This is a genomic window from Archangium violaceum Cb vi76 (assembly GCF_000733295.1).
GTDB classification, from domain to species: domain Bacteria; phylum Myxococcota; class Myxococcia; order Myxococcales; family Myxococcaceae; genus Archangium; species Archangium violaceum.
In genome coordinates this window covers 1-23,968 of sequence record NZ_JPMI01000156.1, presented here as the reverse complement: position 1 = coordinate 23,968, position 23,968 = coordinate 1, and the positions used below count along the sequence as shown (strand labels likewise).

General features: G+C 69.2%; 25 protein-coding genes. 12 read left to right on the top strand and 13 right to left on the bottom strand.

The annotated features are described in order from the left end of the window. The first annotated feature begins 23 nt into the window (after positions 1-23). Positions 24-539: a hypothetical protein gene (locus Q664_RS22955; protein WP_043399488.1), complete on the top strand. Its 516-nt coding sequence runs from the start codon at positions 24-26 to the stop codon at positions 537-539. A 6-nt stretch (positions 540-545) separates the two neighbouring features. Here the strand turns inward: Q664_RS22955 and Q664_RS22950 are convergent, their stop codons facing one another. Together Q664_RS22950 and Q664_RS22945 are read right to left on the bottom strand one after the other, a co-directional pair. Further along, positions 546-1,046 (bottom strand): hypothetical protein, encoded by a 501-nt coding sequence (locus Q664_RS22950; RefSeq protein WP_043399483.1) that lies wholly within the window; start codon positions 1,044-1,046, stop codon positions 546-548. Positions 1,047-1,081: 35 nt separating this feature from the next. Next, entirely contained in the window at positions 1,082-1,582 is a 501-nt protein-coding gene (locus Q664_RS22945; RefSeq protein WP_043399480.1) for a cupin domain-containing protein, read from the bottom strand. A gap of 115 nt (positions 1,583-1,697) precedes the next feature. Here Q664_RS22945 and Q664_RS22940 point away from each other — a divergent pair, with 115 nt between their 5' ends. Next, positions 1,698-2,993, top strand: a complete 1,296-nt coding sequence (locus Q664_RS22940) for a citrate/2-methylcitrate synthase (protein WP_043399476.1) — start codon at positions 1,698-1,700, stop codon at positions 2,991-2,993. Positions 2,994-3,010: 17 nt separating this feature from the next. Here the strand turns inward: Q664_RS22940 and Q664_RS22935 are convergent, their stop codons facing one another. Beyond that, on the bottom strand, positions 3,011-3,793 hold the full coding sequence (locus Q664_RS22935; protein ID WP_052518531.1) for a HEAT repeat domain-containing protein: 783 nt from the start codon (positions 3,791-3,793) through the stop codon (positions 3,011-3,013). Between the two features lie 3 nt (positions 3,794-3,796). After that, entirely contained in the window at positions 3,797-4,591 is a 795-nt protein-coding gene (locus Q664_RS22930) for a hypothetical protein (RefSeq protein WP_152622280.1), read from the bottom strand. Between the two features lie 163 nt (positions 4,592-4,754). Between Q664_RS22930 and Q664_RS22925 the strand changes: the two genes are divergently transcribed. Continuing rightward, entirely contained in the window at positions 4,755-5,030 is a 276-nt protein-coding gene (locus Q664_RS22925; protein WP_043399470.1) for a hypothetical protein, read from the top strand. A 106-nt stretch (positions 5,031-5,136) separates the two neighbouring features. Here the strand turns inward: Q664_RS22925 and ychF are convergent, their stop codons facing one another. The 8 genes from ychF to Q664_RS22885 form a co-directional block, all read right to left on the bottom strand. Beyond that, positions 5,137-6,246, bottom strand: a complete 1,110-nt coding sequence (gene ychF, locus Q664_RS22920; protein WP_043399468.1) for a redox-regulated ATPase YchF — start codon at positions 6,244-6,246, stop codon at positions 5,137-5,139. 45 nt (positions 6,247-6,291) lie between these two features. Continuing rightward, entirely contained in the window at positions 6,292-6,822 is a 531-nt protein-coding gene (gene atpF, locus Q664_RS22915; RefSeq protein ID WP_043399465.1) for a F0F1 ATP synthase subunit B, read from the bottom strand. Between the two features lie 120 nt (positions 6,823-6,942). After that, positions 6,943-7,173, bottom strand: a complete 231-nt coding sequence (locus tag Q664_RS22910; protein WP_043399462.1) for an ATP synthase F0 subunit C — start codon at positions 7,171-7,173, stop codon at positions 6,943-6,945. Positions 7,174-7,316: 143 nt separating this feature from the next. Beyond that, positions 7,317-8,363, bottom strand: coding sequence for a F0F1 ATP synthase subunit A (gene atpB / locus Q664_RS22905; protein WP_043399458.1), 1,047 nt, complete (start codon positions 8,361-8,363; stop codon positions 7,317-7,319). Continuing rightward, positions 8,363-8,764 carry a hypothetical protein gene (locus tag Q664_RS22900; protein ID WP_043399454.1) on the bottom strand — a complete coding sequence of 134 codons (402 nt, stop codon included), beginning with the start codon at positions 8,762-8,764 and terminating at the stop codon, positions 8,363-8,365. Before Q664_RS22900 ends, atpB begins: the two co-directional genes overlap by 1 nt. After that, positions 8,761-9,024, bottom strand: coding sequence for an AtpZ/AtpI family protein (locus Q664_RS22895; RefSeq protein ID WP_043399452.1), 264 nt, complete (start codon positions 9,022-9,024; stop codon positions 8,761-8,763). Before Q664_RS22895 ends, Q664_RS22900 begins: the two co-directional genes overlap by 4 nt. A 142-nt stretch (positions 9,025-9,166) precedes the next feature. Next, positions 9,167-10,585, bottom strand: coding sequence for a putative metal-binding motif-containing protein (locus Q664_RS22890; RefSeq protein WP_043399450.1), 1,419 nt, complete (start codon positions 10,583-10,585; stop codon positions 9,167-9,169). Between the two features lie 5 nt (positions 10,586-10,590). Further along, positions 10,591-11,535: a hypothetical protein gene (locus Q664_RS22885; protein WP_043399447.1), complete on the bottom strand. Its 945-nt coding sequence runs from the start codon at positions 11,533-11,535 to the stop codon at positions 10,591-10,593. Between the two features lie 94 nt (positions 11,536-11,629). On the opposite strand from Q664_RS22885, the gene Q664_RS22880 reads away from it, so the two are divergent. The 5 genes from Q664_RS22880 to Q664_RS22855 all read left to right on the top strand — a co-directional run bounded on the left by Q664_RS22880 (position 11,630) and on the right by Q664_RS22855 (position 17,435). After that, entirely contained in the window at positions 11,630-11,932 is a 303-nt protein-coding gene (locus Q664_RS22880) for a metalloregulator ArsR/SmtB family transcription factor (RefSeq protein ID WP_043399445.1), read from the top strand. Next, a complete protein-coding gene (locus Q664_RS22875; RefSeq protein WP_043399443.1) occupies positions 11,929-12,576 on the top strand; it encodes an SdpI family protein in 648 nt (215 codons plus the stop codon). The genes Q664_RS22880 and Q664_RS22875 overlap by 4 nt, the downstream gene beginning before the upstream one ends. 18 nt (positions 12,577-12,594) lie before the next feature. Continuing rightward, positions 12,595-13,557 (top strand): CPBP family intramembrane glutamic endopeptidase, encoded by a 963-nt coding sequence (locus tag Q664_RS22870; protein WP_043399441.1) that lies wholly within the window; start codon positions 12,595-12,597, stop codon positions 13,555-13,557. Positions 13,558-14,049: 492 nt separating this feature from the next. Beyond that, on the top strand, positions 14,050-15,651 hold the full coding sequence (locus tag Q664_RS22860; RefSeq protein WP_043399437.1) for a pre-toxin TG domain-containing protein: 1,602 nt from the start codon (positions 14,050-14,052) through the stop codon (positions 15,649-15,651). Between the two features lie 1,007 nt (positions 15,652-16,658). Further along, a complete protein-coding gene (locus tag Q664_RS22855; protein WP_043399435.1) occupies positions 16,659-17,435 on the top strand; it encodes a hypothetical protein in 777 nt (258 codons plus the stop codon). A gap of 38 nt (positions 17,436-17,473) precedes the next feature. On the opposite strand, the gene Q664_RS52500 is transcribed toward Q664_RS22855, so the two are convergent. Then, positions 17,474-18,250, bottom strand: coding sequence for an SAM-dependent methyltransferase (locus Q664_RS52500; RefSeq protein ID WP_160174478.1), 777 nt, complete (start codon positions 18,248-18,250; stop codon positions 17,474-17,476). 169 nt (positions 18,251-18,419) lie between these two features. Here Q664_RS52500 and Q664_RS22845 point away from each other — a divergent pair, with 169 nt between their 5' ends. The 4 genes from Q664_RS22845 (at position 18,420) to Q664_RS22830 (ending at position 23,916) form a co-directional block, all read left to right on the top strand. Then, the gene (locus tag Q664_RS22845; protein ID WP_043399433.1) at positions 18,420-18,917 is read left to right on the top strand and encodes a YbhB/YbcL family Raf kinase inhibitor-like protein; all 498 of its coding nucleotides are present in this window, start codon (positions 18,420-18,422) and stop codon (positions 18,915-18,917) included. Positions 18,918-18,962: 45 nt separating this feature from the next. Then, on the top strand, positions 18,963-21,140 hold the full coding sequence (locus Q664_RS22840; protein WP_425117446.1) for an ATP-binding protein: 2,178 nt from the start codon (positions 18,963-18,965) through the stop codon (positions 21,138-21,140). A gap of 286 nt (positions 21,141-21,426) precedes the next feature. After that, positions 21,427-22,452, top strand: coding sequence for a hypothetical protein (locus Q664_RS22835; protein ID WP_043399428.1), 1,026 nt, complete (start codon positions 21,427-21,429; stop codon positions 22,450-22,452). Between the two features lie 42 nt (positions 22,453-22,494). Then, on the top strand, positions 22,495-23,916 hold the full coding sequence (locus tag Q664_RS22830) for a hypothetical protein (RefSeq protein ID WP_052518528.1): 1,422 nt from the start codon (positions 22,495-22,497) through the stop codon (positions 23,914-23,916). Positions 23,917-23,968: the final 52 nt, after the last annotated feature.

The following is a 23,968-nucleotide window of genomic DNA, read 5'->3' as shown; positions in this document are numbered from 1 at the left end:
ATCCCGGCCACCGGGGAGGAAGCGTGGCCAGGTCGGAAGAGCGCGAGCTGAGGGATCTGCTCGAGACGACGCAGACGGAGGTGAAACGCCTCAAGGCCGAGCTGGCCGCACGCGAGAAGGCGGCCCCCGTGGCACCACCGCGCGACGAGAAGCAGGAAGCGGCGGAGCTCCAGGCCCTGCGGACACAGGTGCAGTCGCTGGAGAAGGAGAACGCCGCCCTCCGCTCCGCGCGCGCGGAGGTGGACCAGCAGCTCGCCACGCGCACGGCCGAGCTGAGCGAGTCCCGGCGGGAAGCCACGCTGGCGCGCGACGAGGTGAAGCAGCTGAAGAAGCAGCTGGAGGTCTCGAATCAGGCGCTGACGAAGGCCAAGGCGAAGCGTGGCTCCCGCTCGTCCTCCGGCAAACGCTCGTTGGTGGAGAGGCTCCGTGAGCTCTTCGGTGGCACGAAGCCCACGGAGGAGCTCGAGGCCGCGCGGAGGGAGATTGCCCGGCTGAACCAGCAGCTCAGCCTGGCGCAGTTCAAGCGGCGGGGACGCTGACGGGCCTCAGGAGCGCTCGGGCTCGCGCTCCAGGGCGTCCCTGTTCTGGGGCGCGAAGAAGCGCTCGCGCAGGAGCCGCGGGAGGGCGCGCTTGTCCACGCACAGGAGCTGGAGCGCGTCGTTCCACTCGCCGAGCAGGGCGATGGCGCGCACGTCGGGGGCGTCACGGTAGAGGCTGTTGAGGTTGTGCACGAGCGCCCAGAGGTCCTCCACCTCCCAGCGCTCGGACGTCTCTCCGGCGAGGACGTGGAGCTCGAGGCGCGGGCGCTCGCGGACATCGACGACCTTGAAGCGCTTCGCGGCGCCGCCCATGGCCATGGTGAGAGGACCCACGAGCTCATCGGGCCGCACGCCGAACGCCACGGTGAGGCCGCCCTCGAGCAGCCCGGCGTCGCACAGGCGCAGCAGGGAGACATGGGGAGGCTCGGCGGGGTTGAGGACCTCCCGCGCCGCAGCCCTGTCCTTGAGGAGGCGCGAGCGTTCGAGCGAGTCGAGAAGGGAGGCCATGGGACCGCGAGGGTGCCACGGCGTCTCCCCAGGGCTCAACCTTCCTCGCCGGTCCAGTAGCTGACCTGGGAGCCCAGGGGCAGGTAGGCCTCCAGGGTGCGCGCGGCCTTGTTGCCCCCGGGAGCGGCCCCGGCGAGCACGCCCACCTTCTTCGAGTCCGGGTACACGATGACGTCGGGCTCGAGCATGGTGGAGAAGGCGAGGTAACGCAGGGGCGAGCCGCTCTCGTTGATGAGCTGGTGCGCGCAGGCGGGCCCGGCGGGGAGCGCGACGTAGTCACCGGCCTTCAGGGGCACGGTCTCGTCGCCGAGCCGCAGCGTGCCGGAGCCCTCGAGGATGAAGAGGGCCTCCTCGTTGGCGAGGTGGTAGTGGCGGGGCCAGGACTGCTTGCCGGGAGGGAGCTCGAAGAGGCTGCAACCGAGCTTCTGTCCCTGGGCGGCGGCGCCGAGCTGCTTGCGGCGCATGGCGATGCGGAGACCACGGGTGCTCTCGGACCAGGGGAGGTCCTGCGCGTTGACGACGTGGGGATGAGCCATGACGAACTCCGAGAAATCCCCTCCCCACTGGGAGAGGGTTGGGGTGAGGGTCTACCCATCTCGACTCGACGCGCCATCGAGTCGAGTCGACAATGCGCGCCGGGAGGAATGACGAATGGTTAAAGCGCGAGGGCCCAGGGCTCAATCTCGATTCGACAGTCGAGATGAAGAGCTGGTGCCGGCGGCGGAGGCGGCGGAGCTGCTGGGGGTGAAGCGGGCGACGCTCTACACGTACGTGAGCCGGGGCCTGGTGCGGTGCGTGCCGGAGCCGGGGACGAAGGAGAACCGGTACGTCCGTGCGGACCTCGAGCGGCTGAAGGCGCGGCACGATGCGCGGGCGGGGCACGCGGCGGTGGCGGCGGGAGCGCTGCGCTGGGGCGAGCCCGTCATCGACTCGGCGGTGTCACGGGTGGGGGCGGAGGGGCTGGCGTACCGGGGGTACCCGGCGGTGCGGCTCGCGGTGGAGGGGCGGAGCTTCGAGGACGTGGCGGAGCTGCTCTGGACGGGCACCCTGCCGGCCCAGCCGATGCGGTGGCCCTCGCCGGAGCTGCCCGTACAGCCCTCGGCGGTGGCGGCGTTGGTGCCGAAGCGCTCGCCTCCGTTGACGGTGCTGCTGACGGTGGTGCCGTTGCTGGGGGCCTGGGACGAGGTGCGCTTCGCGGCCCCGGCGGAGCAGGAGCGGCTGAGGGGGCGGCGGCTGCTGCGGCATCTGGCGGCCTGGGTGTGCGCGGCGCACGCGCCGACGCGGGTGTCCCGGGCGCTGAAGGAGGAGACGGTGGCGGCCTCGCTGGCGGTGGCGTGGGGAGCGACGGCGAAGCGGGCGCCGGAGATGCTGGACCGGGCACTGGTGCTGTGCGCGGACCACGAGCTGAACGTGTCCACGTTCGCGGCGCGGGTGACGGCGTCCTCGGGGGCGGACCTGTACGCGTGCATGAGCGCGGCGCTGGCGGCGGTCTCGGGGCCGAAGCACGGAGGCGCGAGTGACCGCATCGAGGCCCTGCTGCAGGAGGTGGGAAGGCCGGAGCGGGCACGCACGGTGGTGCACGAGCGGCTGCGTCGGGGCGAGTCGGTACCGGGCTTCGGACACCGGCTCTATCCGGAGGGAGATCCACGCACGCCGCCGCTGCTGGAGGCGGCCTATGCCTTCCGTCCGGAGACGGTGGGCGTCCGGGTGCTGCGCACGGTGGAGGAGGCGATGCGGGAGGCGGGCCACCCAGCGCCGACGGTGGACTTCGGACTGGTGGCGCTGGCATCGGCGCTGAATCTGCCAGCGGGAGCGGCGGCGGCGCTGTTCGCGGTGGGGCGAGCGGCGGGCTGGGTAGCGCACGTGCTGGAGCAACGCGAGCAGGGACACCTGCTACGGCCGAGGGCCCGCTACGTGGGAGCGCCTGTCACCGCGCCCGTGCCCTGATAACTCGAAGGAGAAGTCTACCCTGGCGCGGAGCCCGGCACCTTGCGTAGCAGCGACTCGGTCTCCCCCTCCAGGCCGGGACGGGAGCGCCGGAGCGCTTGGAGCCTGGAGCGCAGCAGTTCCGCCTGTTGGGGGCGTATCACCCGGGCCGCCATGTTGAGCATGGTGGCCGCTGTCAGGTCATCCACCCCCTCCACCCCATCCAGCAGGAGCGTCAGCGCCGCCTCGTCACCGAGCTGGTAGAGCGCCTGGTACACGGAGGCCCGGACCATGGAGTCCTGCTCCGCGGCGAGCAGGGCGCGCAACTCGGGCATCACCCCGCGCTCCCCCAATTGCCCCAGTGACCCGGCGGCATAGGAGCGAACACCCGCGTCCGGATCTCGCAGGGCGGCCGTCAAGGACGGCAACGCCGCACGGTCCCTCAACGCCCCCAGGGTCTCCGCCGCCTGGAGCCGCACCATGCCATCCGGATCGGAAGCCAGGTGTTGAATCAGGTGGGGGACGCACTCAGCGCACCGCAATTCCTCCAACGACTGGATGGCCATCACCCTGACCAGCTCATCCGGGTCCTCCAGGAGTGAGAGCAACGCGGGCGCCACCGACTCACAGGAGCCCAGCACCCCGAAAGCGGTTGCGACGTTGGCCCGCACGTCGGGATCCGGGGATGAGGCCAGCCCGAGCAGCACTGGAACCGCCTCGCGTGCCCGCAGGTCTTCGAGGTCAACGATGGCCTTGCACTGTTCCTCTGCGGTGCCCGTCCTGCAGAGCGTCAGCAGCTTTTCGATTTCCTGATTTGCCATCGTCTACTCCCGGCTGTGACGCGACGGTCTGCAATCGAGCCCCTTCTGGGTCGAAATGACCTTCTTCCATTCATTGGTCTTCTTCGCTCGGCGTAATTCCCGCGCCATCCGCTCGAGCTCGTCACACAGCAACTCCTCGTTGACCTGCGACTCCGTCAATATCGTCCCCTCCGCAGCCGCCCTCCGGATGGCTCTCTTGCGAGCCTCATCGACAACATGCGGGTGTATGACATTCCCTGGAGACGTCAGGGCAATGGTCTCTCTCAACACCTCGAGTTGATGACCCAGGTCGAGCCAGGCACGCGCCAGTTCATCGCGTGTGGAGGGCGCATTCGCCTGGAGCACCGTCACCATTGCCGCGAGTGCCAGCGGTATCAACAGGGGGTCATCGGCCACGCCCACCATTGTTGCATCGTCCGCCACGATGGCCGCCGCGGCCACGCCGATCGTCCCGAGGGTCGTAGCGCGAGCTGCTTCATCAAGACGCGCAGCACGGTACCGCTCCAACGCAGCACGAGCCTCCTGGAGTGCGTGGATGAGTACTTCACGCTCTTGCTCGGGTATCTGCTCGTCATGCTGGAGGCGTTCGGCCGCGTCGATAGCACTCTCCATGCGATGCACGGCTTCTGTCTCCGTGCGCGAGGGAGCACTCCATTTCCCGGCATCATCACGGCTCGCCCGAGCACCCTGCCGTGCTTCGCCCCCGGTCTTTTGGATATGGAGTTCGCGTCCGCTCCCTCGCGAGCCCGCACACGAGGCAAGAAAGGTGAGCACGAATCCGAGGAACAGCAGGCGCATGGACCGCCTCCATGAAGCTCACTCAGCGCGGGGAGCAGCCTCTTCTCGAGCCCCGGTCAGCCTACGCTCCCGTGTGCCCTCCTCCACCCACCGGCCGTCTCCTGGCGCACGCCATATGACAATGCACTGGACTCCGCCCCCTCCACGCCGTACCCGAGCACCCATGAGTCCCTTCCTCCGCATCCAACTGATGCTCCTGCTCGGCAACGTCGCCTTCATCGGCGCCTGGGCCGTGGCCCTCACCCGCCCCGCCGGCTGGAAGTGGATCGGCGCCGCCCTGCTCGCCTTCTTCGTCGCCGTCCGCGTGGGCGGCATGTGGGTGCGCGCCCGGAAGTTCCCCGACGAGGGCCGCTCCCGCCGCGCCGCCATCCTCTCCACCGCCGTCGCCGCGCTCGCTGTCGCCCTGTGGCTCTACACCGCGCTCCGCGGGCCGGCGTAACCCACCGTCCCCCGCAAAGCACGGAGGGTGCCGGGACCCTCTTCGGTCCTCTCGGCACCCTCTCGACGACCCTCACCCCGTCCCTCTCCCAGGGGGAGAGGGGTGGTTACACGTTGAAGCGGAAGTGCATGCAGTCACCGTCCTGCACCACGTACTCCTTGCCTTCCACGCGCAGCAGGCCCTTCTCCTTCACCGCCGACTCGCTGCCGAGCTTGAGGAGGTCTTCCCACCTCATCACCTCGGCCTTGATGAAGCCGCGCTCGAAGTCCGAGTGGATGACGCCCGCCGCTTGCGGCGCCTTGTCACCCTTGTGGATCGTCCACGCCCGGCACTCCTGCTCGCCCACCGTGAAGTACGTCTGCAGGCCCAGCAGCTTGTAGCCCTCGCGCACCACCTTGTGCAGGCCCGGCTCCGTCAGCCCCGCGCTCTCCAGGAAGCCCGGACGCTCCTCCTCGGGCAGTTGCTGGATCTCCGCCTCCATCGCCGCGGCCAGCACCACCACCCCCGCGCCCTCCTTCGCCGCCATCTCCCGCACCCGCTGCACCATCGGGTCCGCGTCTTCCTTCCCAATCTGCTTCTCGCTGATGTTCGCCACGTACAGCACCGGCTTGTCCGTCAGCAGGAAGAGATCGCTCAGCAGCGCCCGCTCGTCGGCCGTCAGCTTCTGCGCGCGCACGGTGATGGCCGAGTCCAACCCCGCCTTCACCTTGTCCAGCAGCGCCAGCTCCGCCTTGGCCTCGTCGCCCGCCTTGCCGCCCATCTTGGCGTTCTTCTGCGAGCGCTCGCGGCGCTTCTCCACCGTCTCCATGTCCTTGAGGCAGAGCTCGGTGTCCACCACGTCCCGGTCCCGCACCGGGTCCACGCCACCCTCCACGTGGGTGACGTTGTCGTCCACGAAGCAGCGCAGCACGTGCAGCACCGCGTCCACCTGGCGGATGTTGCCGAGGAACTGGTTGCCCAGTCCCTCGCCCTTCGAGGCGCCGCGCACCAGGCCCGCGATGTCCACGAACTCGAGCGAGGTGGGAATCTTCTTCAGCGGCTTCACCAGGGCAGACAGCTTGTCCAGCCGCTCGTCCGGCACCGGCACCACGCCCACGTTGGGCTCGATGGTGCAGAACGGGTAGTTGGCCGCCTGGGCCCCCGCCGCCGAGAGTGCGTTGAACAGGGTGGACTTGCCCACGTTGGGCAGACCGACGATGCCGATGGAAAGCGCCATATTGGATTCCTGAACAGCGGTGCGCGGACCCGGAAATCCGGTGGGTTACGCCCGGCCCTGCTTGACCGGCAGGCCCTGCACGAACTGCTCGGCCAGGGCGCGGTGCTTGGAGTCGTCCAGGCGCTCGTTGAGCAGCTTGCTGGCCACCTCCATGGAGAGGTCCACCGCCATGGCCTTCACCTCGGCGATGGCCTTGGACTTCTGCTCTTCAATCTCCCGCGTCGCGGACGCCTTGAACTCCTCGGCCTCCTTGCGGCTCTTGGCCATCAGCTCCTCGCGGAACTTCTCCACCTCCTGCTGGTTGCGGCGGAGCATCTCCTGCGCGTCGCGGCGGGCCTCGGCGATGGCCGTCTTCTGCTCGGCGAGCAGCTTCTCGGCCTCGGCGCGCTCACGCTTGGCGGCCTCGATGGAGCTGGCGATCTGCTTCTCGCGCTCCTCGACGAGCGACAGGATGGGGCCCCACGCCTTCGCCCGCAGGACGATGGCGACGGTGATGAAGGTGACGAGGGTCCAGAAGATGAGGCCCGGGCGGACCTCCACGAAGCTGCTGGCGGCGAGAACGTTGGGCAGGAGCATGGCGGCCTTCGGCGGTACGGCGGCAGGGGGACTGCGGGGATTCTCTACATGATGCAAGGGCCGGCGCCCCCCGTCTGTAGCAGGCGCCGGACCCCGGGTCCTACTCGACGACGGCCTGAATCAGACCTTGACGGCGAGCAGAACGCACACGACCAGCGCGAACAGCGTGGCGCCTTCGATGAGGGCCGCGGCGATGATCATGGTGGTGCGGATGTCACCGCCGGCGGCCGGCTGACGGCCCGTGGCGTCCATGGCGGCGGCGGCCAGACGGCCGATGCCCAGGGCGGCGCCGATGATGGAGAGGCCGGCACCGAGGCCGGCGGCGAGGAAGGCGAGAGCGACGTTGGTCATGGGAGTGCTTCTTCTTTCTTCGGAGGGGACCCGCTTGTGGGGGGGTCGTGACTGCCCTTTGGGACGACCTCCGGCGACCTTTCGAATCGCCGGGTACTCACCGGGGCCCCGGACTCCAGGGCCCCGCTAACTCAGTCAAGGACTCAGGAGCCCAGCACGTGGGCCTTGCCGTGGTCGTGGCTGTGAGCGCCCTCGCCATGGCCGTGCTCCTCGGCGTGCTCGTGGCCGTGGTGGCCCATGGCCACGCTCATGCCGATGAAGAGCGCCGAGAGCATGGTGAAGACGTAGGCCTGCACGAAGGCCACGAAGAGCTCCAGCAGGTAGATGCCCATGGCGAACGGCACGCTCACCAGCGCCACCGCCGGGTGGCCGAGCATGAAGATGAGGCCCAGCAGGAAGAAGATGACGATGTGGCCCGCCAGCATGTTGGCGAAGAGACGGACCGTGAGGGCGAAGGGCTTGGTGAACAGGCCCAGGAACTCCACCGGAATCATGATGAACCACAGCGACCAGTGGACGCCGCCGGTCAGGTGGGCCAGGTAGCCGCCCAGGCCCGCGGAGCGGATGCCCGCCACCTGCGTCAGCACGAAGGTGCACACCGCCAGGGCGAGCGTGACGGCCAGGTTGCCGGTGGCCGTGGCCATCCAGGGGAACAGGCCCAGCAGGTTCATGAAGAGGATGAAGAAGAAGGCCGTCAGCAGGTAGGGCGTGTAGCGCGGACCCTCCTCCTTGCCGATGTTCTTGATGGCCAGCTCGTCACGCACGAACAGCACGAGCATCTCGAAGAGGTTGGCGCCCGTGCCCCGGGGCACCAGCTTCGTCTTGTCGCGGTTGCTCCAGATGAGCAGCGAGCCGATGAGCAGCACCGCCGCCAGCCACATCATCACCGTGTGCTTGGTGATGGAGAGGTCCAGGCAGCCCGCGCCCAGGCTGGGGACGACCTCGCCGTGGTCCGTCATCTGCTTCTCACACGCCCCGGCCTTCAGGGGGATGAGGATCTCCGGCAGGTGGATGGGGATGTGGTTGCGGCTGAGGGGAACCTCGATCTCCAGCTCCCGCGAGTCGGAGACGTGGTGGAGGATGTAGCCCGCCACATCCTCGCTTTCCTTCTCCTGGTGCGTATCAGCGCCGGCGGCGTACGCCGCACCCGCCGCCATCAGCCCGACGAGAAGAATCATTGCCTTGCGCATCACTCGTCTCCGCCCGCCGCGTCCTTGGACGCGGCCATCACGTAACTCACTTCAATCCACTGAAGCGCGAAGTAGGTCCCGAAGAACCCCGCCACGAACGCCACCGGATTCAGCCCCGACTCCACCGCCCACAACAGGCCCGCCACCACGCCCACGGCCCGTAATCCGAACATCACCCCTACCGCCTTCAGCGCTTCCTTCAAGTCCTTGCGCACCGCCCGCCGCTTGAGCACCAGGGCCACCACCCCCGTCGCCGCCGCCAGCACCACCCCGATGAAGGCCGACTGCCTGGCCTCCGGCGCCTTCGGGAGGAAGGCCGCCACCGCCAGCCCCACCACCGCCACTCCCACCGCCAGTCCGGCGTGCTTCCGGAAGACCTTGTCCGCCTCGTGCTCGCTCACCGCTTGCGCTTCCCCAACCGTGCCATCTCGTGAAGGAATCCGTAGAAGCCCACGGAGATGCCCACCAGACTCAGACCCACCAGCAACCAGGGCGTCGTCCCCAGCTTCTTGTCCAGGAAATACCCACCCAGCACGCCCACCACCGCCCCGCCCACCAGCTTCCACACCGCCGAGATGTACGGCTCCGCCGCCCGCATCTGCCGGGCCGTCTCGCCCAGCTCGCTTCCGTCCGAGTGCTTCCGGGGCTCCTGCTCCGCCATCGCCACAACCCCCGGGAAAACCACGGGTTTGCCTTCCGACCGCCCCGCCGTTCCTACACGCGGGCGCCGCTTAGCATTGAAGGTGCGCGGCGCGCAACCGCCACGCTCCCGGAGGGGTCCGATCTAGAAGGGGGGGGAATGCCTAGGGCAAGCCGAAGTCCGGGTGGAAGTCGAACCGGAAGCTCCCGGTCGACGCGGCCGGCTGGATGATCACCTCGATCCGCTTCACCTGGCGCAGCACCCCCGGAATATCCGAGGAGCTGTTGGCCCCCACCACCCAGCCCGAAGCGCTCGTGGGCGGCAGGGGAATGTTCTCCAGGATGGCCGTGGTCCCGGTCGAGTTGAGCTGCGAGGGAGCGGGCACCAACCGCAGGAAGCCCCTCGGCCCGCACAGGAGCACGATGGGCTGCCCATGGTCCGACCAGCGGCTCAACCCTCCATCCCTGTTCGTCCCGGTGCCCGCATCGGAGGCGACGTCGGCGAAGAGCTTGAGTGTGGTCAAGGAGCGCGAAAGGTCCCACGTTCCGCCATCACGCTCCGCCCAGAAGACGTGGGAGGTCGAGCCGGAGCCCGTCCACACGTCCCCGGAGACGACGTCCGCCGGGGAGGCATTGGGCAGGGTGCTGTCCTTGAGGCACTCGCCCATCACCCCCTGGAGGGCCGAGCCCAGGTGCCGGGCCCCGAAGACGACCGAGGGGTCCCCGGCGAAGCGGATGGGCCCGCCACAATCCGGCTTCTCGTCCGTGGTGCCGTCGCAGTCGTCGTCCTTCGCGTTGCACGTGTCGAGCGTGGGAGTCTTGACCTGGCTGCAGACGTCCCTGCCGCTGACACAGGCCCTGGCGCCCTCGGCGCACACCCCGAGCTTGCCGGAGACGGTGCACGCCTGGCCAATCTGGGCGGTGTCATCCGTCTTGCCGTTGCAGTCGTCATCCAGGCCGTTGCAGACCTCGAGGGCCCCTGGATAGGAGGTGCCGCTGTCCGGGACGCAGTCGTTGCGGTTGTCCACCCAGCCCACCGGCCGCTGGCAGAACGTGCCCGTGCGCGCGGGGTCCCCAAAGCCGTCGTTGTCCTCGTCGAGGTAGTAGAGCCCGCCGTCGAGCCCCTCGTCGGCGACGCCATCGCAGCTGTTGTCGTAGCCGTCGCACTGCTCGGGGGCCCCCGGGAAGAAGAGCCGGCCGCCCGCGGTGGGGTTGTCGTTGCAGTCGTCACCGTTGGTGGCCGTCGGCAGCGACTGGGGTGGGACGCAGCGGTAGAGGGGCCTGGTGAGGTTGCCGAAACCGTCCTCGTCCAGGTCCTCGTAATAGGTCTGGGGCGTGCCGCCGTCCAGGCAGGTGCCTCCGTCCGAGCCCCCGTCCAGCACCCGGCCGATGCAGAGGGGGTCCTCCCGCTCGCGGCAGCACACGCCATCGTCGCAGACGAAGCCCCCATCACCGCACTCCGCGTCCTCCTTGCAGGAGTAGTAGTCGCGCACCTCGGGCACCTCGTAGCAGGCGATGGCCAGCACCACGCAGGCACCCAGGGTGAGGAGGGCGGAACGGACGAGACGGTCGATGGGAGACATGGGCTCTACTCGGACTGGGAAGAGACGAGGTCGAAGACGAAGAGGCCGGCGCCCACCGCGATGAGGCCCGCGCCCGCGCCGAGCAGCACGTTGCCCGTGCGCGCGTAGCGGCCCGCCCGCTCATAGACGGGGCTCGCCTCGGGGAAGGAGGTGCAGGTGCGGGGGTACCCCGCGCAGGGAGCCACCCCACGCAGCGCCCCCCGGGACAGCCCGCCCGCCACCAGCGAGCCCGCCACCGCGAGCGCGCCCACGCTGAAGGTGACATAGGAGGCCGTGCGCAGCCCCTTGCCCCGAGGCGCCCGGGACTCGCCCGGCTGGGGCACGAAGTCCGGCCGGGCCTCCAGGTGCAGGAGCACGCCCTCGGCAATCCGCTCGCGGGTGAGGGAGGCCTCGCCCGAGGGCAGCAACAGGTCCACCTCGTGCGGCCCCGCCGTCAGCGCCACCACCTCGCCCGGCTCGGTCATCCGCCCGTCCACGCGCAGCCGGGCCGTCCCCGGTGCCACCACGCCGCCCCAGCCCTTGCGCGCGAAGGCCGGCACCAACCCCGCCACCACCGGCCGCAGCTCCTTCGCCAGCGCTGCCGGTGGGACGGCCGCCACCGCGCGCCGCGCGATGCTGCCTCGCACCGTGTCCACCCAGGCCACGTCCACGTCCAGCGTGCCCTGGCGCTTCGGCATCACGCCCACCACCAGGACGTGCTCCGTCTTCACCTCCGCCGCCACCGCGCGCAGACACGCGTCCTGCGCACCACAACGGCCCGACAGCAGTCCCTCCGGAGCCTGGGTGACATCGAGGCCCGTCAACTCCCGGGCGACGTCCTCCGTCAGGCCGAGCACGCGCTGGGACTCGGCCGCGCCGAGCGCGCCCCCATGCTGCAGCCGCACGGCGAGCCGCTCCGCCGCGGCCGAGGGCAGGGAGACGAGGAGGAACAGGAGGAGGGTCCGCTTCACGGCGCGCCACTGTAGCGCAGGTGACCCGGGGGTCCCACCCGGTGTCGAAAGGGCTTGAATTTCGACGTTCATCTAAATAGATGCTCATCGAAACATGGCTCCCTCCGCCCGCGGCCCCTTCGAGGCACTCGCAGACCCCAACCGCCGCGCCATCCTCCGGCTGCTGCGCCAGGGCTCGCTCACCGCGGGCGAGGTCGCCGCCGCCTTCGAGCTGACCCGCCCCACCCTCTCCCACCACTTCAAGGTGCTCGAGTCCGCCGGGCTGGTGCGCTCGGAGAAGCGCGGTACCCACGTCGTCTACACGCTGCAGAGCAATGTCCTCGAGGACCTGGCCTCGGAGCTGCTGGAGCTGACCGCCTCGGTGAAGGCCGCCACCCGACGAAAGGGCAAGGCATGAGACCGCCCCGCTTCAATCACACGGACATGGCCAGCCTCGGCCTCGTCGTCTTCGGGCTGGGGCTCTCCGCCCTCCTCTACCCCCGCCTGCCCGAGCTCGTTCCCGTGCACTACAACCTGGAGGGCGAGCCCGACGGGTGGATTCCCCGCGTCCGGGGTGCCTTCCTCCTGCCCCTGCTCGCGCTCGTGAGCTGGGCGGTGCAACGCCACGGCGGCGCCCTGCTCCCGGCCCGCCCTCGCGCCGCGCTCGCCCGCTCTCCCATGGACGCGATGGCCCTGCGCAGCGTGGCCCTGCTCACCGCCCTGCACCTCATCATGCTGTACGTGGCCCTCGGACGCGCCGAGGCCGCCGGTACGCCACTCGCGCTCGTGTGTGGTGTCTCCTGGCTCCTCTCCGGCCAGCTCATCCCCCGGCTCCGCCGCAACCCCTTCGCCGGCTTCCGCAACCCCTGGGCCCTGCGCTCGGACGAGGTGTGGCACCGCACCCAGCGCTTCGGCGGCTACAGCCTGACGCTCGGCGGGCTCGCCACCCTGGCCCTCGCGCCCTTCTCCACTTCCGCCGCCCTCGGGGCCCTCGTCGTGTCCGGCACCGCGCCGGCCCTCTACTCCTTCCTCCTCTCCACCTCGCCCGTGCGCGAGCGCTGACGGCTCGGAGCCCACACCATGCCTTCCTCTTCCCGGCTCGACACGCGCGGTGTCGCCGCCTTCGTGGCCATCGCCTACGGCTTCTCCTGGCTGTGCGTCCTCGGCTTCGTGCTGGGTTTCGGCACCGAGCCGGGGAAGTCGCCCGGCGCGTTCAAGGCGATCGCCGCCCTGTCCATGTTCGGCCCCACCGTGGCCACCCTCCTCGTGAGCCGTTGGGTATCCCCCCTGCCCTCGCTCAAGCGGGACACGGGGCTGGGGCTCGGCCAGCACCGGTGGCGCTTCTTCCCGCTGGCGTGGCTGGGCACTCCCGTGGTGGTGCTCGGGGCCCTGCTCCTCTCCGCCCTCTTCTACCCCCAGGCGATGGATCTCGCCGGGCTCTCCAGCGTGCGCGCCCTGATTGCGCAACTGCCTCCCGAGGCCGTGGAGAAGCTCGGGAAGCTCGCCGAGCCCCGGGTCTTCCTCGCCCTCCAGGTGGTGCAGGGCGTGCTGCTGGGGCCCCTGCTCAACGTGCCCGTCATCTTCGGCGAGGAGTGGGGCTGGCGAGGCTACCTGCTCCCCCGGCTGCTGCCACTCGGCCAGTGGCGCGCGCTCGTGCTCAGCGGCGTCATCTGGGGCCTGTGGCACGCTCCCCTCATCCTGCTGGGCCACAACTATCCCCAGCACCCCGTGCTCGGCATCTTCTTGTTCACCGTGGTCAGCGTGCTGCTCGGCATCCTCCTCGGCTGGATGCGGCTGGCCACCGGCGGCATCTGGTCCGCGGTGATCGCCCATGGCTCCCTCAACGCGGTGGGCCCTGTCGTCATGCTGCTCGGCCACGCGGGCTCGCCGCCCGACACCGCCCTGGTGGGCATCACGGGCTGGCCCGGGTGGCTGCTGCTCGCCGCGCTCGTCGGCGTGCTGGTGCTCACCCGGCAGCTCCCGGTGCGCCCGCCCGATGAGACCGGGAACATGCCCGGCGGCGCCCACGCCTCGCGGGCGTAGGCCACCTCTCGCCAGCTGTAGACTCTCGCCAGGGTTGGCTCGCTTTCTACTCCCCTGGCCAAGTTGACCACCATGAAGACCGCGGCTTTCCTCCCCATTGTGATGCTTCTTGCGATGAGCGCCTGCCGGAGCCACTCCGATGGCGGTTCGGGCTCGCACTTGCATCTGGCCATGGAGTCCCCAGTCCAGGACATTCCACGCGCCTTCTCCAGCGAGAGGCGCATGGGCACACCACTCCCAGCGCACTCATCCGCCGGGGAGTTGGAAGGGACGAAGGAGGTACGCGCCCAGACGTGGGCAGCAATGCGCGGGCTGAAGCGTCAAGGCGCATGGCTGTCACTGGGGCTGCGAGTGGAAGGCGAGCGGATACGGCTGCTCGCCCTCCACGGACACGAGGGAACAGGAGCCGAGACCGGAATTGTGGAGGTGAAGAACTTCCGCTCCCTGATGGACTGGGCGCTGTACCGGTACGCAATGGGACAGTAAGGCGAGGTGGTGCTGACACTGCGGCGGGGCGAGGTGATGTGGAGGGAGGAGGTGGAATCCACCGGCCCGGTGCGCTCGGCCACCCTACCCGAGGCGCCCTATACGACCTTCCTGCGCCAACAGCGCGAGAAGTTGTTGGCTCCAGGCATCTCCGAGGAGGCGCGTGGCGAGGGACTGTCAACGCTCAAGAGACTAGAGCAGTGGTTGCTGCTGCAACCGGAGGGGGCATGGGAGGATGCTCCTTCGCCCCTGGAGAAGTACGTCACGCTGTTGGAGGAGGAGCGGCAGCGCGAGGTGCGCTGGCAGGCCGTGCAGCGCAAGCTGATGGAGTACGAGGAATGGGGGCGCAACCTGCTGGCCACCTATGTCCCGCCACCCCGCCGCCTTGCGCCGGGATACCTGCTGAGCGAGTCGCCCCTGCGCGAGCAGTCGCTGCGGGCTCTAGGCAGCGCCACACTGGCCTGGGCCTACGCGCATACGGAAGATCCAGACTTCCTGAAACGCACACCCGACGAGGTGGCGCTCTACCTGCTGGCGAGCCGCTCAGCCCTGGCGAGCGCGGTGCAGTTGGGACGGCTGGCTCCGGTACAGCTGGACTACAACGAGGCCTTCGACCCGGAGGTGTACAAACCCGAGGAGCTGTTGGTGGAAGTCCTGGTGGGTCTGACACCGGGCGCGGGCGAGGTGGCCGACGCACGGGCGGCCATCACTGGCAAGAGCATCACCGACCATCGGCTCACGCATACCGAGCGCGTGGTGTGCGCGCTGGCGGTGCTGGTGCCATTCGTGGCGGGCTCCGTTCTGATTCGCGGCGGAGACGAGGGCGCGGAGCAACTGGCACTGCTCACCGGCCGGGGCCTGGACGAGGTGCGGGTGCTTTCACGTGTGGCCTCGCACCTGTCGCCGGGAGACGCGAAGGAGATCGAACGCCTGCTGGGTGCGGCCGCCAAGGGCCACACCTTCACCGAGGAGGAATTCCATTTCCTCCAGCGGGTCGCACGCGGGCTGGAGGCGCCACTGCGCGAGGCGGCCAGTGCGCTGAAATCGGGCCAGCGAGTGCCTCTACTGGGGGTGCGCATGCTGCCAGATGGCAGCCGGCTGCTGCCCGGGACGCCCGCTCACAAGGCGCAGCGATGGGTGGATTACCAGTTCCGCCACCCGGAGAAATACCACCACTTCTCCTTCCAACCCGCTCCCGACTGGGAGCGCCTGTACAAGGCCATTCTGGAGAACCGGCAGGCGGGCAATGCCTTCGAGGACGCCATCCTCCAGGGCAACAGGTATGAGCGCAACGCCGCGATGATGATGCCTCCACCAGGCAGCAACGGGCTGGGCTTCATCCCCGACTCGGTGAAGAGCAATCCGGTGGAACTGGTGTGGGGCCAGCCTTACGTCTTCGTCGAAGCCAAGGCACGACAAGAGCTCTCCCTATCCGGGAATCTCAAGGCGATGATCGAATACGTGGAGAAGTACGGCGGGCAGCTAGAACTCTGGATCCGCTCCGCCAAGCATCTCGACGGGGCGACACGGATCTCCGGACCGCTGGACAGACGCCTGCAGCGGCTCATCAACCGAGGCAAGGCAAGCTTGCTGTATTACCCTCCCTAAGTAGGTGACCAGAAGTTCCTTTACACAAGGGCCCGCGCCCTCCGGCGGAGTTCGGGCGGGGCGGGTGCCCCTGCCGGGCTCGGTCTTCAGAAACTTGGTCGGGTAGACCGGGGAGTTACCTCCCCGGCCCCCCACGGATCCGGACGTGCGGAATTCCCGCATCCGGCTCTTCGGCTCATGGATTCACTGCGAGCGGAAGACCTCATCTCGCACCCTGCGCTGGACGAGCTCTTCTCTCGCCAGCTTCGCTATCCGCTGGAGTTTCGTTGATACGGTTGTAGGGCTCGGCGTCCCCGCCACCTTTCCCTCCCTCGGTTCCATGTTCCGGTGCCCCCTTCCCTCCACGGGGTCCGCTCGGGTGCGTTCCCCCGCTTCCTCGGTATTACGAGGCACTCCGACTTCCTGACGACCCTCCCGCCCGGCTTCGTTTCCTTCACCGGCGCGGTACCACCGCCTCCCGTCCTTCGCTCCCCAGGGAGTCGGGTGCTCATCTCCCTCGGGCCTGGGCTCTTCTCCGGTTGCCCTCCGGCCTTTTGACGTGGAGTCGTCAGGACCTCCCAGGTTCCTGGAGGACCCTCTCGTGCACGTGCCCCGCTCTTCGACCCCGGCGAGATTTCAGGGCCTGGCCGATTGCGGCCCTGCAATGCTGCCTTCCGTTGTTGGAACGACGTCGGCTCTCGCGACGTATCCAAGCTTTCGGGGCTCAATCACGCGGCCCGCGCATTCGCTGTCTACGCTTCGCAGCCCGGGTCTCCCCGGCACCACGCAAGACTCGCTTCCGGCTGGCGGCCTCCTTTGCCGGGCGGGGTTTGAACCCGCAGGGTCCCTTCGTGAAGTTTCCGCTCCTACATCGCTTCCTCCTCACCCAGGCTTCGCCTGGCGCACTCCAACTGTTGGACAAGTTTCTGAAGACCGAGCCCGGCAGGGGCACCCGCCCCGCCCGAACTCCACCGGAGGGCCCGGGCCCTTGTGTAAAGGAACTTCTGGTCACCTACTTAGGCTTGTCCATGCCGAAGCAGAAACTCGAGACCCAGATTCATCTGCCGCCGGATACCCCCTCGAGCTCCGGGGCACGAGAACTCCTGTCCCTCATCTTCAACAAGTTCCAGTGGTTCGCTCCCTCCCGGTATGGCGATGCCGATCTGTCCGAGCCCATCACTCCGGGCGAGTCCATGCTCGACGTGCTCGTGGCTTATTACGAGGAGCACGCTCACCTATGTGTGGCGGCGAGGACGGACCAGGACTACCTCTGGCTCTTCCCCTGTGAATCCGGCCCCGAGCCCTACCATGGCAGCGTCATCTGGGTGACCTCCGCGGCCCACACGAAGAGGAGCGCCTGGCGAACAGCACATGCCGAGCAGGTCCTCGACTTGATGCATCGCCTCCAGTCACCTCTTGCCCTGTCCACACTGGAAGAGGATCTCAAGCGGAAGACACAACGGCTGGTGCCCGAAGGTATCGGTTTGAAGCGCATCCCCACCGTGCGCGACTACAGCGAAGGTCTTCCGGGCCTCGTCTGGCGCAACTTCTACGGCCCCCCCTTCGTGCGCATGTTCGGCCAACGGCTCGACACCCTGCCCTCCGAGTGCCGCAAGCCGCTCGGTGAGGACATCGTCCTCGTACAGCCCTACGAATTACCCACCGAGGCGGGCTGCGAAACAGGGATGGTTCGCGAACGCGAACTCATCTCCCTGCTCGGCCCCGAGTGCTTCTACGACCACGAACACCACATCCTCCCCTCCCGCCGCCCCATCCTCGACGCCCTCGGTCAGTCCCTCCACTGAACCGAAGGAAAGGCATTCCCACCTCCCGGGTGTAGGGCTCAAGGTCCTCGCCGCAGCAGCCAGAGCGCGTCCAACAAGTCCGTCGTGAGCAACCGGCTCTGGCGCTCCTGCTCCGCGACGAACCCACGCACCCGCTCCGCCGCCTCCGGGTGGCGCAGGGCGAGCGCCTCGGCCCGGCGTCGGATGAGCTCGGTGTTGCTCGCGTTGTAGGCGTCCGTCTCCTCCGTGGAAGGGAGCTCCTCGCCCACCAACCGGTCCCCATGCGACCGCATCCGCCGCCGGGTCTCCTCCAGGTGCACGTAGCCCTCCAGGTCCTCCGAGGACTCCAACGCCACACCCTCGGCCACGTAGCAGTCGTTGATGACCATGTACCCACCGGGCCGCACGCAGCGCCGCAGCGCCCCCACCGTCTCCGCCGCGTCCCCCAGCACCCGCCCCACCGCGAGCAGCATCACCACGTCCACGCCCTCTACCTCATCCACCGCCTCGCGCAGGTCTCCCTCGCGGAACTCGCACAGGCCCGACAGCCCCCGCTCCTCCGCGTGCCGCCTCGCCTGCTCCACGAAGGGCGCGAAGCCATCCACCCCCAACACCCGCAGGCCGAGCTCCCGGGCGAGCGCCAGCGCCACCGTCCCCTTGCCGCACCCCAGGTCCAGCACGCGCGCTCCGGCTGGCAATCCCAGCGGACGCAGCAGCTCGATGATGTCCCGGACCTCGGTTCCCAGCTCGTCCAGGTCCGCCAACAACTCCGGCAGGAAGGGCAACAACTCCGGAGTGGTCTCGAGCGCCGTCGCCACCTGCTCTTCCAAAGACACGTTCCGGCTCATGGAATGAAGCTCACACTCCCGCTCCCGGCACTCCAGGGGAAACGGCCAGCGCAGCGCCCTGGAGGATGACCGGCACCGCAGCCGCCCACCGGGCCCTCCTCGCCAGGAGGTCCCACCGTTCCCAGCTTGCACCTGGACAGCTACGGAGGAGCACGGCATGCCCATCCCCTTCCAACTCACCTCTCCCCGCTTCCAGAATGGCGAGACCATTCCCATCGCCTACACCTGCGAAGGAGACGACCTCCCCCCGCCCCTCCACTGGGAGGGCGAGCCGCCAGGGACACGCAGCTTCGCGCTCGTGATGCAGGACCCCGACGCACCAGACCCCGCCCATCCGAAGACCACCTGGACGCACTGGGTGCTCTACAACCTGCCACCCAACATCCACGACATCCCCGAGTCCATGCTGCGAGAGAGCCTCCCCGAGGGCGCCCGCGAGGCCCTCAATGACTGGAAGCGCATGGGCTACGGCGGGCCGTGTCCGCCCATCGGCCGTCACCGCTACTTCTACCGCGTCTATGCCCTGGACACCGTGCTGCCAGACATGGGGCACGTCACCTGGAAGCAGTTGGAGCGCGCCCTGGAGGGCCACGTCCTCGCCCAGACGGAGCTCATCGGCACCTACGAGAAGTTCAACCACTCCCATCCGCATTGAGCCCCCATCTCGAGCCCCCACTGAGCTCCAACGGGCCCGGAAAACATCCGGGCCTGCTTCCCCCGACCCGTCCGGAGTGCCATCCTCATCCCCCGTGACGACGCCCGACGGAGCGGGGGGGCCCCGTACCAGCACCTGGACACGCTGCCATTCGCCCTGGCTGTCGTCCGCGATCGAAGCATCGTCCACGCCAACACGGCACTGCTCGAGCTGCTCGGCTTTCCCCGCGAAGAGGTGGTCGGCAAGCTCTTCGAGCTCTTCTCGCCGCAACAGCAGGCCTTCCTCTCCGAGCGGCACACGCGCCGGAGACAGGGCGAGCCCGTCCCCGACACCTACGAGACGGTGATGCGCACCTCCACCGGCGAGCGGCACGTGGAGCTGTCCATCTCCATGAAGGGGCCGGAGACGTGGATGCGGGTCCGCGATCTCTCCGGCCGCGTCGTGCACCGCCAGCTCCTCCAGCGTGTGGCCACGCTCGGCGCCTCGCTGCCCGGCCTCCACGACGAGGGGGAGGTGCTCAGCCGCGTCTTCCAGGGCCTGGCCGAGCTGGAGCTGTCCTACGGCTACCTCGTGCCGGACACGGAGCGGGTGTGGCTGGGCCATGCCTTCGTGGCCACTGGCACCGCCGCGGGCGAGGCGCGCCTCAGCGGCCAGCACCTGGTGGATGTGCCGGGCACCTGGAGCCCCATGCTGCGGCTCGCGTGGACGGAGGGTTCCGCCTACGGGGTCGACTTCGCCCGCGAGACGGCCCAGTTCGTGGGCCCCGATTGGGCCGAGCCGGTGCTCACCCACCTGCGGCGCGTGGGGCCCCTGCGCTCCGTCTGCGTCCGCATCGACCAGGCCGGCAAACCCCGGGCCCTGCTCGCGCTGGCCGCGGACTGGCTGAGCGAGGAGGAGCTCCCACCGCTGCGCCTCTTCGCCGCCCAGGTGTCCGCCGCCCTGGAAGCCGCCAACACCATCTCCCGCCTGTCCACGCACAACATCGCCCTCACCGCGCTCAGCCGGCTGGCCGCCGTGGCCGCCACCGCCCCGGAGCCCCGCGCCTTCTTCGGGCCCGGCACCGAGGAGATCATCGGCCTGCTGCGCTGCGACTCGGTGCTCCTGCTGCTGCGCACCGAGAGCACCGAGGAGCTGGAGCTCGTCTGGCACCAGGGCTCCACCGAGGAGTCGGTGCGGGCCTTCCTCCGCCTGCCCATGCGCGGCACCATGTTCGGCAAGGTCATCGAGCTGGGCATCCCCATGGTGCTGCAGACCGACGACTTCCCCGAGCCCCTGCGCGAGCACCTGCGCGGCAATGGCCGCTCCACCGTGGCCATGGTGCCCCTGCAGGTGCGCTCGCGCATGGTGGGCACGCTCGTCATCACCTTCTCCCAGCACCGCCTGCTGTCCGTCATGGAGCTGGAGACGCTCCAGGCCATGGGCTCCCACTTCGCCGCCGCCATCGAGTCCCACCGGCTCCTCCAGCAGGTGCGCGGGCGCGCCGAGGAGCTCGCCCGGCTCCACGCGGAGCTCAAGCACACCCAGCGGCAACTGGTGGAGCACGAGCGGCTGGCCGCGCTCGGCGAGTTGTCCGCCGTGGTGGCCCACGAGGTGCGCAACCCCCTGGGCGCCATCTTCAACGCCGTGGCCACCCTGCGCCGCTTCGTCGAGCCCAACGCGCCCGCACGCACGCTCGTCACCATCCTCGAGGAGGAGGCCAACCGCCTCAACCGGCTGGTGGATGACCTGCTCGACTTCGCCCGCCCCTCCGCCCCCGAGCTCTACCCCGTCCCCCTGACGCTCATGCTCGAGGAGGCCGTGCGCACCGCCACGAGCGGCCAGCCCCGCGTCCGCGTGGAGTGGTCCCTGCAACCCGACGTGCCGCCCGTGCCCGTGGACGAGCGGAAGATGCGGCAGAGCTTCCTCAACCTCGCCCTCAACGCCGTGCAGGCCATGCCCCAGGGCGGCACGTTGCGGGTGAGCGTGTACCGCTGCACCGGCAAGCCCGGCGCCGTGGTGGAGTTCACCGACACCGGCTCCGGCATCCCCCCCGAGCTGCGCGAGCGCCTCTTCCAACCCTTCTTCACCACCAAGGCCACCGGCACCGGCCTGGGGCTCATCATCGTCCAGCGCACCCTGGAGGCCCACGGCGGCCACATCCACGTCGACTCGCCTCCCGGCGGCGGCACCACCTTCCGGCTCGTCCTGCCGCTCGGGCCGGAGGTGGAGACACAGGTGGGATGACTCGGGGAGGGAGTGGAGCGGCCGCTCTCCTGCCTGCCCTCCGGCGCGCCTACGCCAGTGTCGGGTTCCGCACGCTCACGGGCCGGGGCGAAATCACTTTCAATCCCTTGTCAAGGAATTCCTCCGCCCCACCCTGGCCAGTGCTGACAGGACGGAGTAGAACGAACGAATCCCCAGGTACCGTTCCGTCGCTCGGTGTGGCCGGCCCCTGTCGCCGCCTGGGAAGAGTGCCTCGAGACGCCGGGCCACCCACCGAACTCCATCCCGTATCCCGGGAGGTATCGTGATGCATCGTCTGCTCGTAGGGAGTGTCGCAGTATCCGCGCTGGCGTTGGCGGGAAACGCCCACGCCGCGGGAGAGTGTGGCTCCACGTCCGCTGGCTGGAACGCGCCCAACGGCGCGGTGGTGTTCGACCGCAGCCAGGGCCCCATCCGCGACGTGCTGGATGCCATCGGCGAGTACCGCACGCACTCCATGCTCTCGCATGGCCCCGGCACCACCGTCTCGCACGCCACCATGGCCAACCCCACCCAGGCCCCCTGGCCCGGCGTGTGTAGCAAGCCCATGAGCGGCTTCGACCTGCGCTACGGCTACCCGGGCCTGGAGCAGATCAACCAGGGCGGCATCTACATGTCCCTGTTCGGCAAGGGCCCCGGCCCCGAGTGGACCGGCTGGCAGCAGGGAGACCCCGCCCAGGCCGCGCTGATTGGCGATTCCATCTGGTACAACCACGCGTACACCAGCGACCAGTCCCGCTTCGACTCCGGCCAGTGGATAGACCGGCCGGTGCGCAACGGCGCCCGCGTCAACTACTCGCTCTTCCAGTACCGGACGCTCGAGACCGCCCACCAGATTCCGGGCAGTGGCTCGAACAACGGCATGGTGTGCTCCACCTTCATGGCCTACGCGCACAACTACGCGGGCCGGGGCGTGGTGACGCCGCACACGTACTCGCACGCGCAGATCGCCAACGCCTCCAACTCGCTCTACACGGGCATCTACAACGAGTGCAAATCGTCGCTCGGCTGGTTCGTCGACGCGGCGCTCACCGTCGCCTGCCCCACCTTCAACGTCTGCGGCAACGCCGGCAACCAGGTGGCCAACTGCATGTCCGCCAACATGTGCGACACCTCCGATGGCCGCTACTGGAAGAGCGTGCGCGATGATCCCAACGCCACCGCCACCTCCATCAGCCCGGACCGCATCGGTGGCTGGGGCGTCCACCCCATCAACAACACCACCTGGGGCCCGGACTACACGCACCAGCTCCAGTGGAACTCGGGCGGCAACGTCTACGGCTGCTGGCAGTAACCCCCTTCCCCTCGCTTCCCCTCGCAGAGGAGCCACCACCTGATGAGCCCGACCCCCGAGAACCGTTCCCAGCGGCCCTGGCGATGGGTGCTGCTGCTCGCACTCCTCGCCCTCGGGGGTGTGGTGGGCTGGCTCCTCTCGCGGGAGCAGCCCGCGCCGGCCGCCCCGGTGCTCCAGGTGCGGACCCGCACGCCTCCTTCCCCGGAACAGGCGCCCTCTCCGGCACTCGCCGCCGCGCCGACGCCTCCCGAGGCGGCCGACGCCCCCGCCGCCACCGAGCCGAAGCCTCCCATCGTGGATGAAATCCTCGTGGAGAAGCAGGAGGTGTGCTCGGGCGAGGACAACCTCATCACCGTGCGCGCCCACACGCCGGATGGCAATGACGCCTGGCTGCACTACACCGTGGGCGATGGCACCGGACAGCGCATCCCCATCCGCGTCTGGCGCAACGACGCGGACGGCTCGTATGAGCTTCCGCGCGTCACCGTCTTCACCAAGGACAACGTCTCCGTCACCGTCCCCCTCCCGCCCTACCGCGTGAAGGACTGCGAGCCCGAGCGGCTCATCCACGTGATGTCGCGGCGCCAGCCCAACTCCGAGGATGACTTCGAGTTCTTCGCGAAGTTGATGGAGCGGCCCGTGCGGCCCGGCCAGCCCGCGCCCAAGCCCTTCGTGCCCGTGCGCTACGTGTGGACCTTCGACGACGAGGCCCCCGTGACGACCACCGGCCCCATCGTCTCGCACTCCATGCTGAGCAACACGGGCGCCAGCAGCATGTACACCCAGCACCTCATCCGCGTGGACGCCTACGACGCCGCGGGCCGCAAGGAGACCGGCCGCTCCTCGCTCCAGATGCTCAACACCTCCTTCGAGAACTTCGACAAGAAGGGCATCGTCACCCTGCTCGCCGTGGGCTCGCCCCGCTTCCCCGTGCTCGACCCGGACGGCGTGGTGCGCCAGACCTTCCGCCTCTACCACCGCTTCCGCGGCCCCGTGCGCATCACCCAGGTCAAGGCCATCCGCGCCTTCCGTGGCAACGAGGACGCCCCTCCTCCTCCCGAGCAGGTGGACGTCGCCTCCCTCCCCGTGAGCGAGGTCCCCGAAGGCAGGGGCGCCGAGGTGAAGGTGTCCTTCGACACCAAGGCCGAGCCCGACGTCTTCGCCATCACCTATGCGCTGGAGGGCGTCAGCGCCGAGGGCCACCCCGCGCGCGGCACCTTCTCCGTCATGCGCCCGCCGCCCCGGCCCACCAAGGAGAACAGCACCCCCATCACCGACCCCGTCCTGCTCGCCAAGGTGAAGCGCGCGCGCGAGCTCCTCCAGCAGGAGTTCGTCACCGACGAGGACATCTTCCGCCTCGAGCGCGAGGGGAAGTTCGCCGACCTGAAGGTGGAGCAGCCCTCCGGCGAGGTGGCTCCCGCCAGCGGCACGCTCAACGGACGCCCGAGGAATCCCTCGCGGTAGCACGAAGGAGAACCCGGGGCCCGGATACCCTCACCCCGACCCTCTCCCGGTG

Excerpts from the sequence above, each read along its gene's own strand:
- Q664_RS22950 (WP_043399483.1), bottom strand. The coding sequence starts at position 1,046 with ATGGCCTCCCTTCTCGACTCGCTCGAACGCTCGCGCCTCCTCAAGGAC.
- Q664_RS22945 (WP_043399480.1), bottom strand. The coding sequence starts at position 1,582 with ATGGCTCATCCCCACGTCGTCAACGCGCAGGACCTCCCCTGGTCCGAG.
- Q664_RS22940 (WP_043399476.1), top strand. The coding sequence starts at position 1,698 with ATGGTTAAAGCGCGAGGGCCCAGGGCTCAATCTCGATTCGACAGTCGA.
- Q664_RS22935 (WP_052518531.1), bottom strand. The coding sequence starts at position 3,793 with ATGGCAAATCAGGAAATCGAAAAGCTGCTGACGCTCTGCAGGACGGGC.
- Q664_RS22930 (WP_152622280.1), bottom strand. The coding sequence starts at position 4,591 with ATGCGCCTGCTGTTCCTCGGATTCGTGCTCACCTTTCTTGCCTCGTGT.
- Q664_RS22925 (WP_043399470.1), top strand. The coding sequence starts at position 4,755 with ATGAGTCCCTTCCTCCGCATCCAACTGATGCTCCTGCTCGGCAACGTC.
- ychF (WP_043399468.1), bottom strand. The coding sequence starts at position 6,246 with ATGGCGCTTTCCATCGGCATCGTCGGTCTGCCCAACGTGGGCAAGTCC.
- atpF (WP_043399465.1), bottom strand. The coding sequence starts at position 6,822 with ATGCTCCTGCCCAACGTTCTCGCCGCCAGCAGCTTCGTGGAGGTCCGC.
- Q664_RS22910 (WP_043399462.1), bottom strand. The coding sequence starts at position 7,173 with ATGACCAACGTCGCTCTCGCCTTCCTCGCCGCCGGCCTCGGTGCCGGC.
- atpB (WP_043399458.1), bottom strand. The coding sequence starts at position 8,363 with ATGCGCAAGGCAATGATTCTTCTCGTCGGGCTGATGGCGGCGGGTGCG.
- Q664_RS22895 (WP_043399452.1), bottom strand. The coding sequence starts at position 9,024 with ATGGCGGAGCAGGAGCCCCGGAAGCACTCGGACGGAAGCGAGCTGGGC.
- Q664_RS22890 (WP_043399450.1), bottom strand. The coding sequence starts at position 10,585 with ATGTCTCCCATCGACCGTCTCGTCCGTTCCGCCCTCCTCACCCTGGGT.
- Q664_RS22880 (WP_043399445.1), top strand. The coding sequence starts at position 11,630 with ATGGCTCCCTCCGCCCGCGGCCCCTTCGAGGCACTCGCAGACCCCAAC.
- Q664_RS22875 (WP_043399443.1), top strand. The coding sequence starts at position 11,929 with ATGAGACCGCCCCGCTTCAATCACACGGACATGGCCAGCCTCGGCCTC.
- Q664_RS22870 (WP_043399441.1), top strand. The coding sequence starts at position 12,595 with ATGCCTTCCTCTTCCCGGCTCGACACGCGCGGTGTCGCCGCCTTCGTG.
- Q664_RS22855 (WP_043399435.1), top strand. The coding sequence starts at position 16,659 with ATGCCGAAGCAGAAACTCGAGACCCAGATTCATCTGCCGCCGGATACC.
- Q664_RS22845 (WP_043399433.1), top strand. The coding sequence starts at position 18,420 with ATGCCCATCCCCTTCCAACTCACCTCTCCCCGCTTCCAGAATGGCGAG.
- Q664_RS22835 (WP_043399428.1), top strand. The coding sequence starts at position 21,427 with ATGCATCGTCTGCTCGTAGGGAGTGTCGCAGTATCCGCGCTGGCGTTG.
- Q664_RS22830 (WP_052518528.1), top strand. The coding sequence starts at position 22,495 with ATGAGCCCGACCCCCGAGAACCGTTCCCAGCGGCCCTGGCGATGGGTG.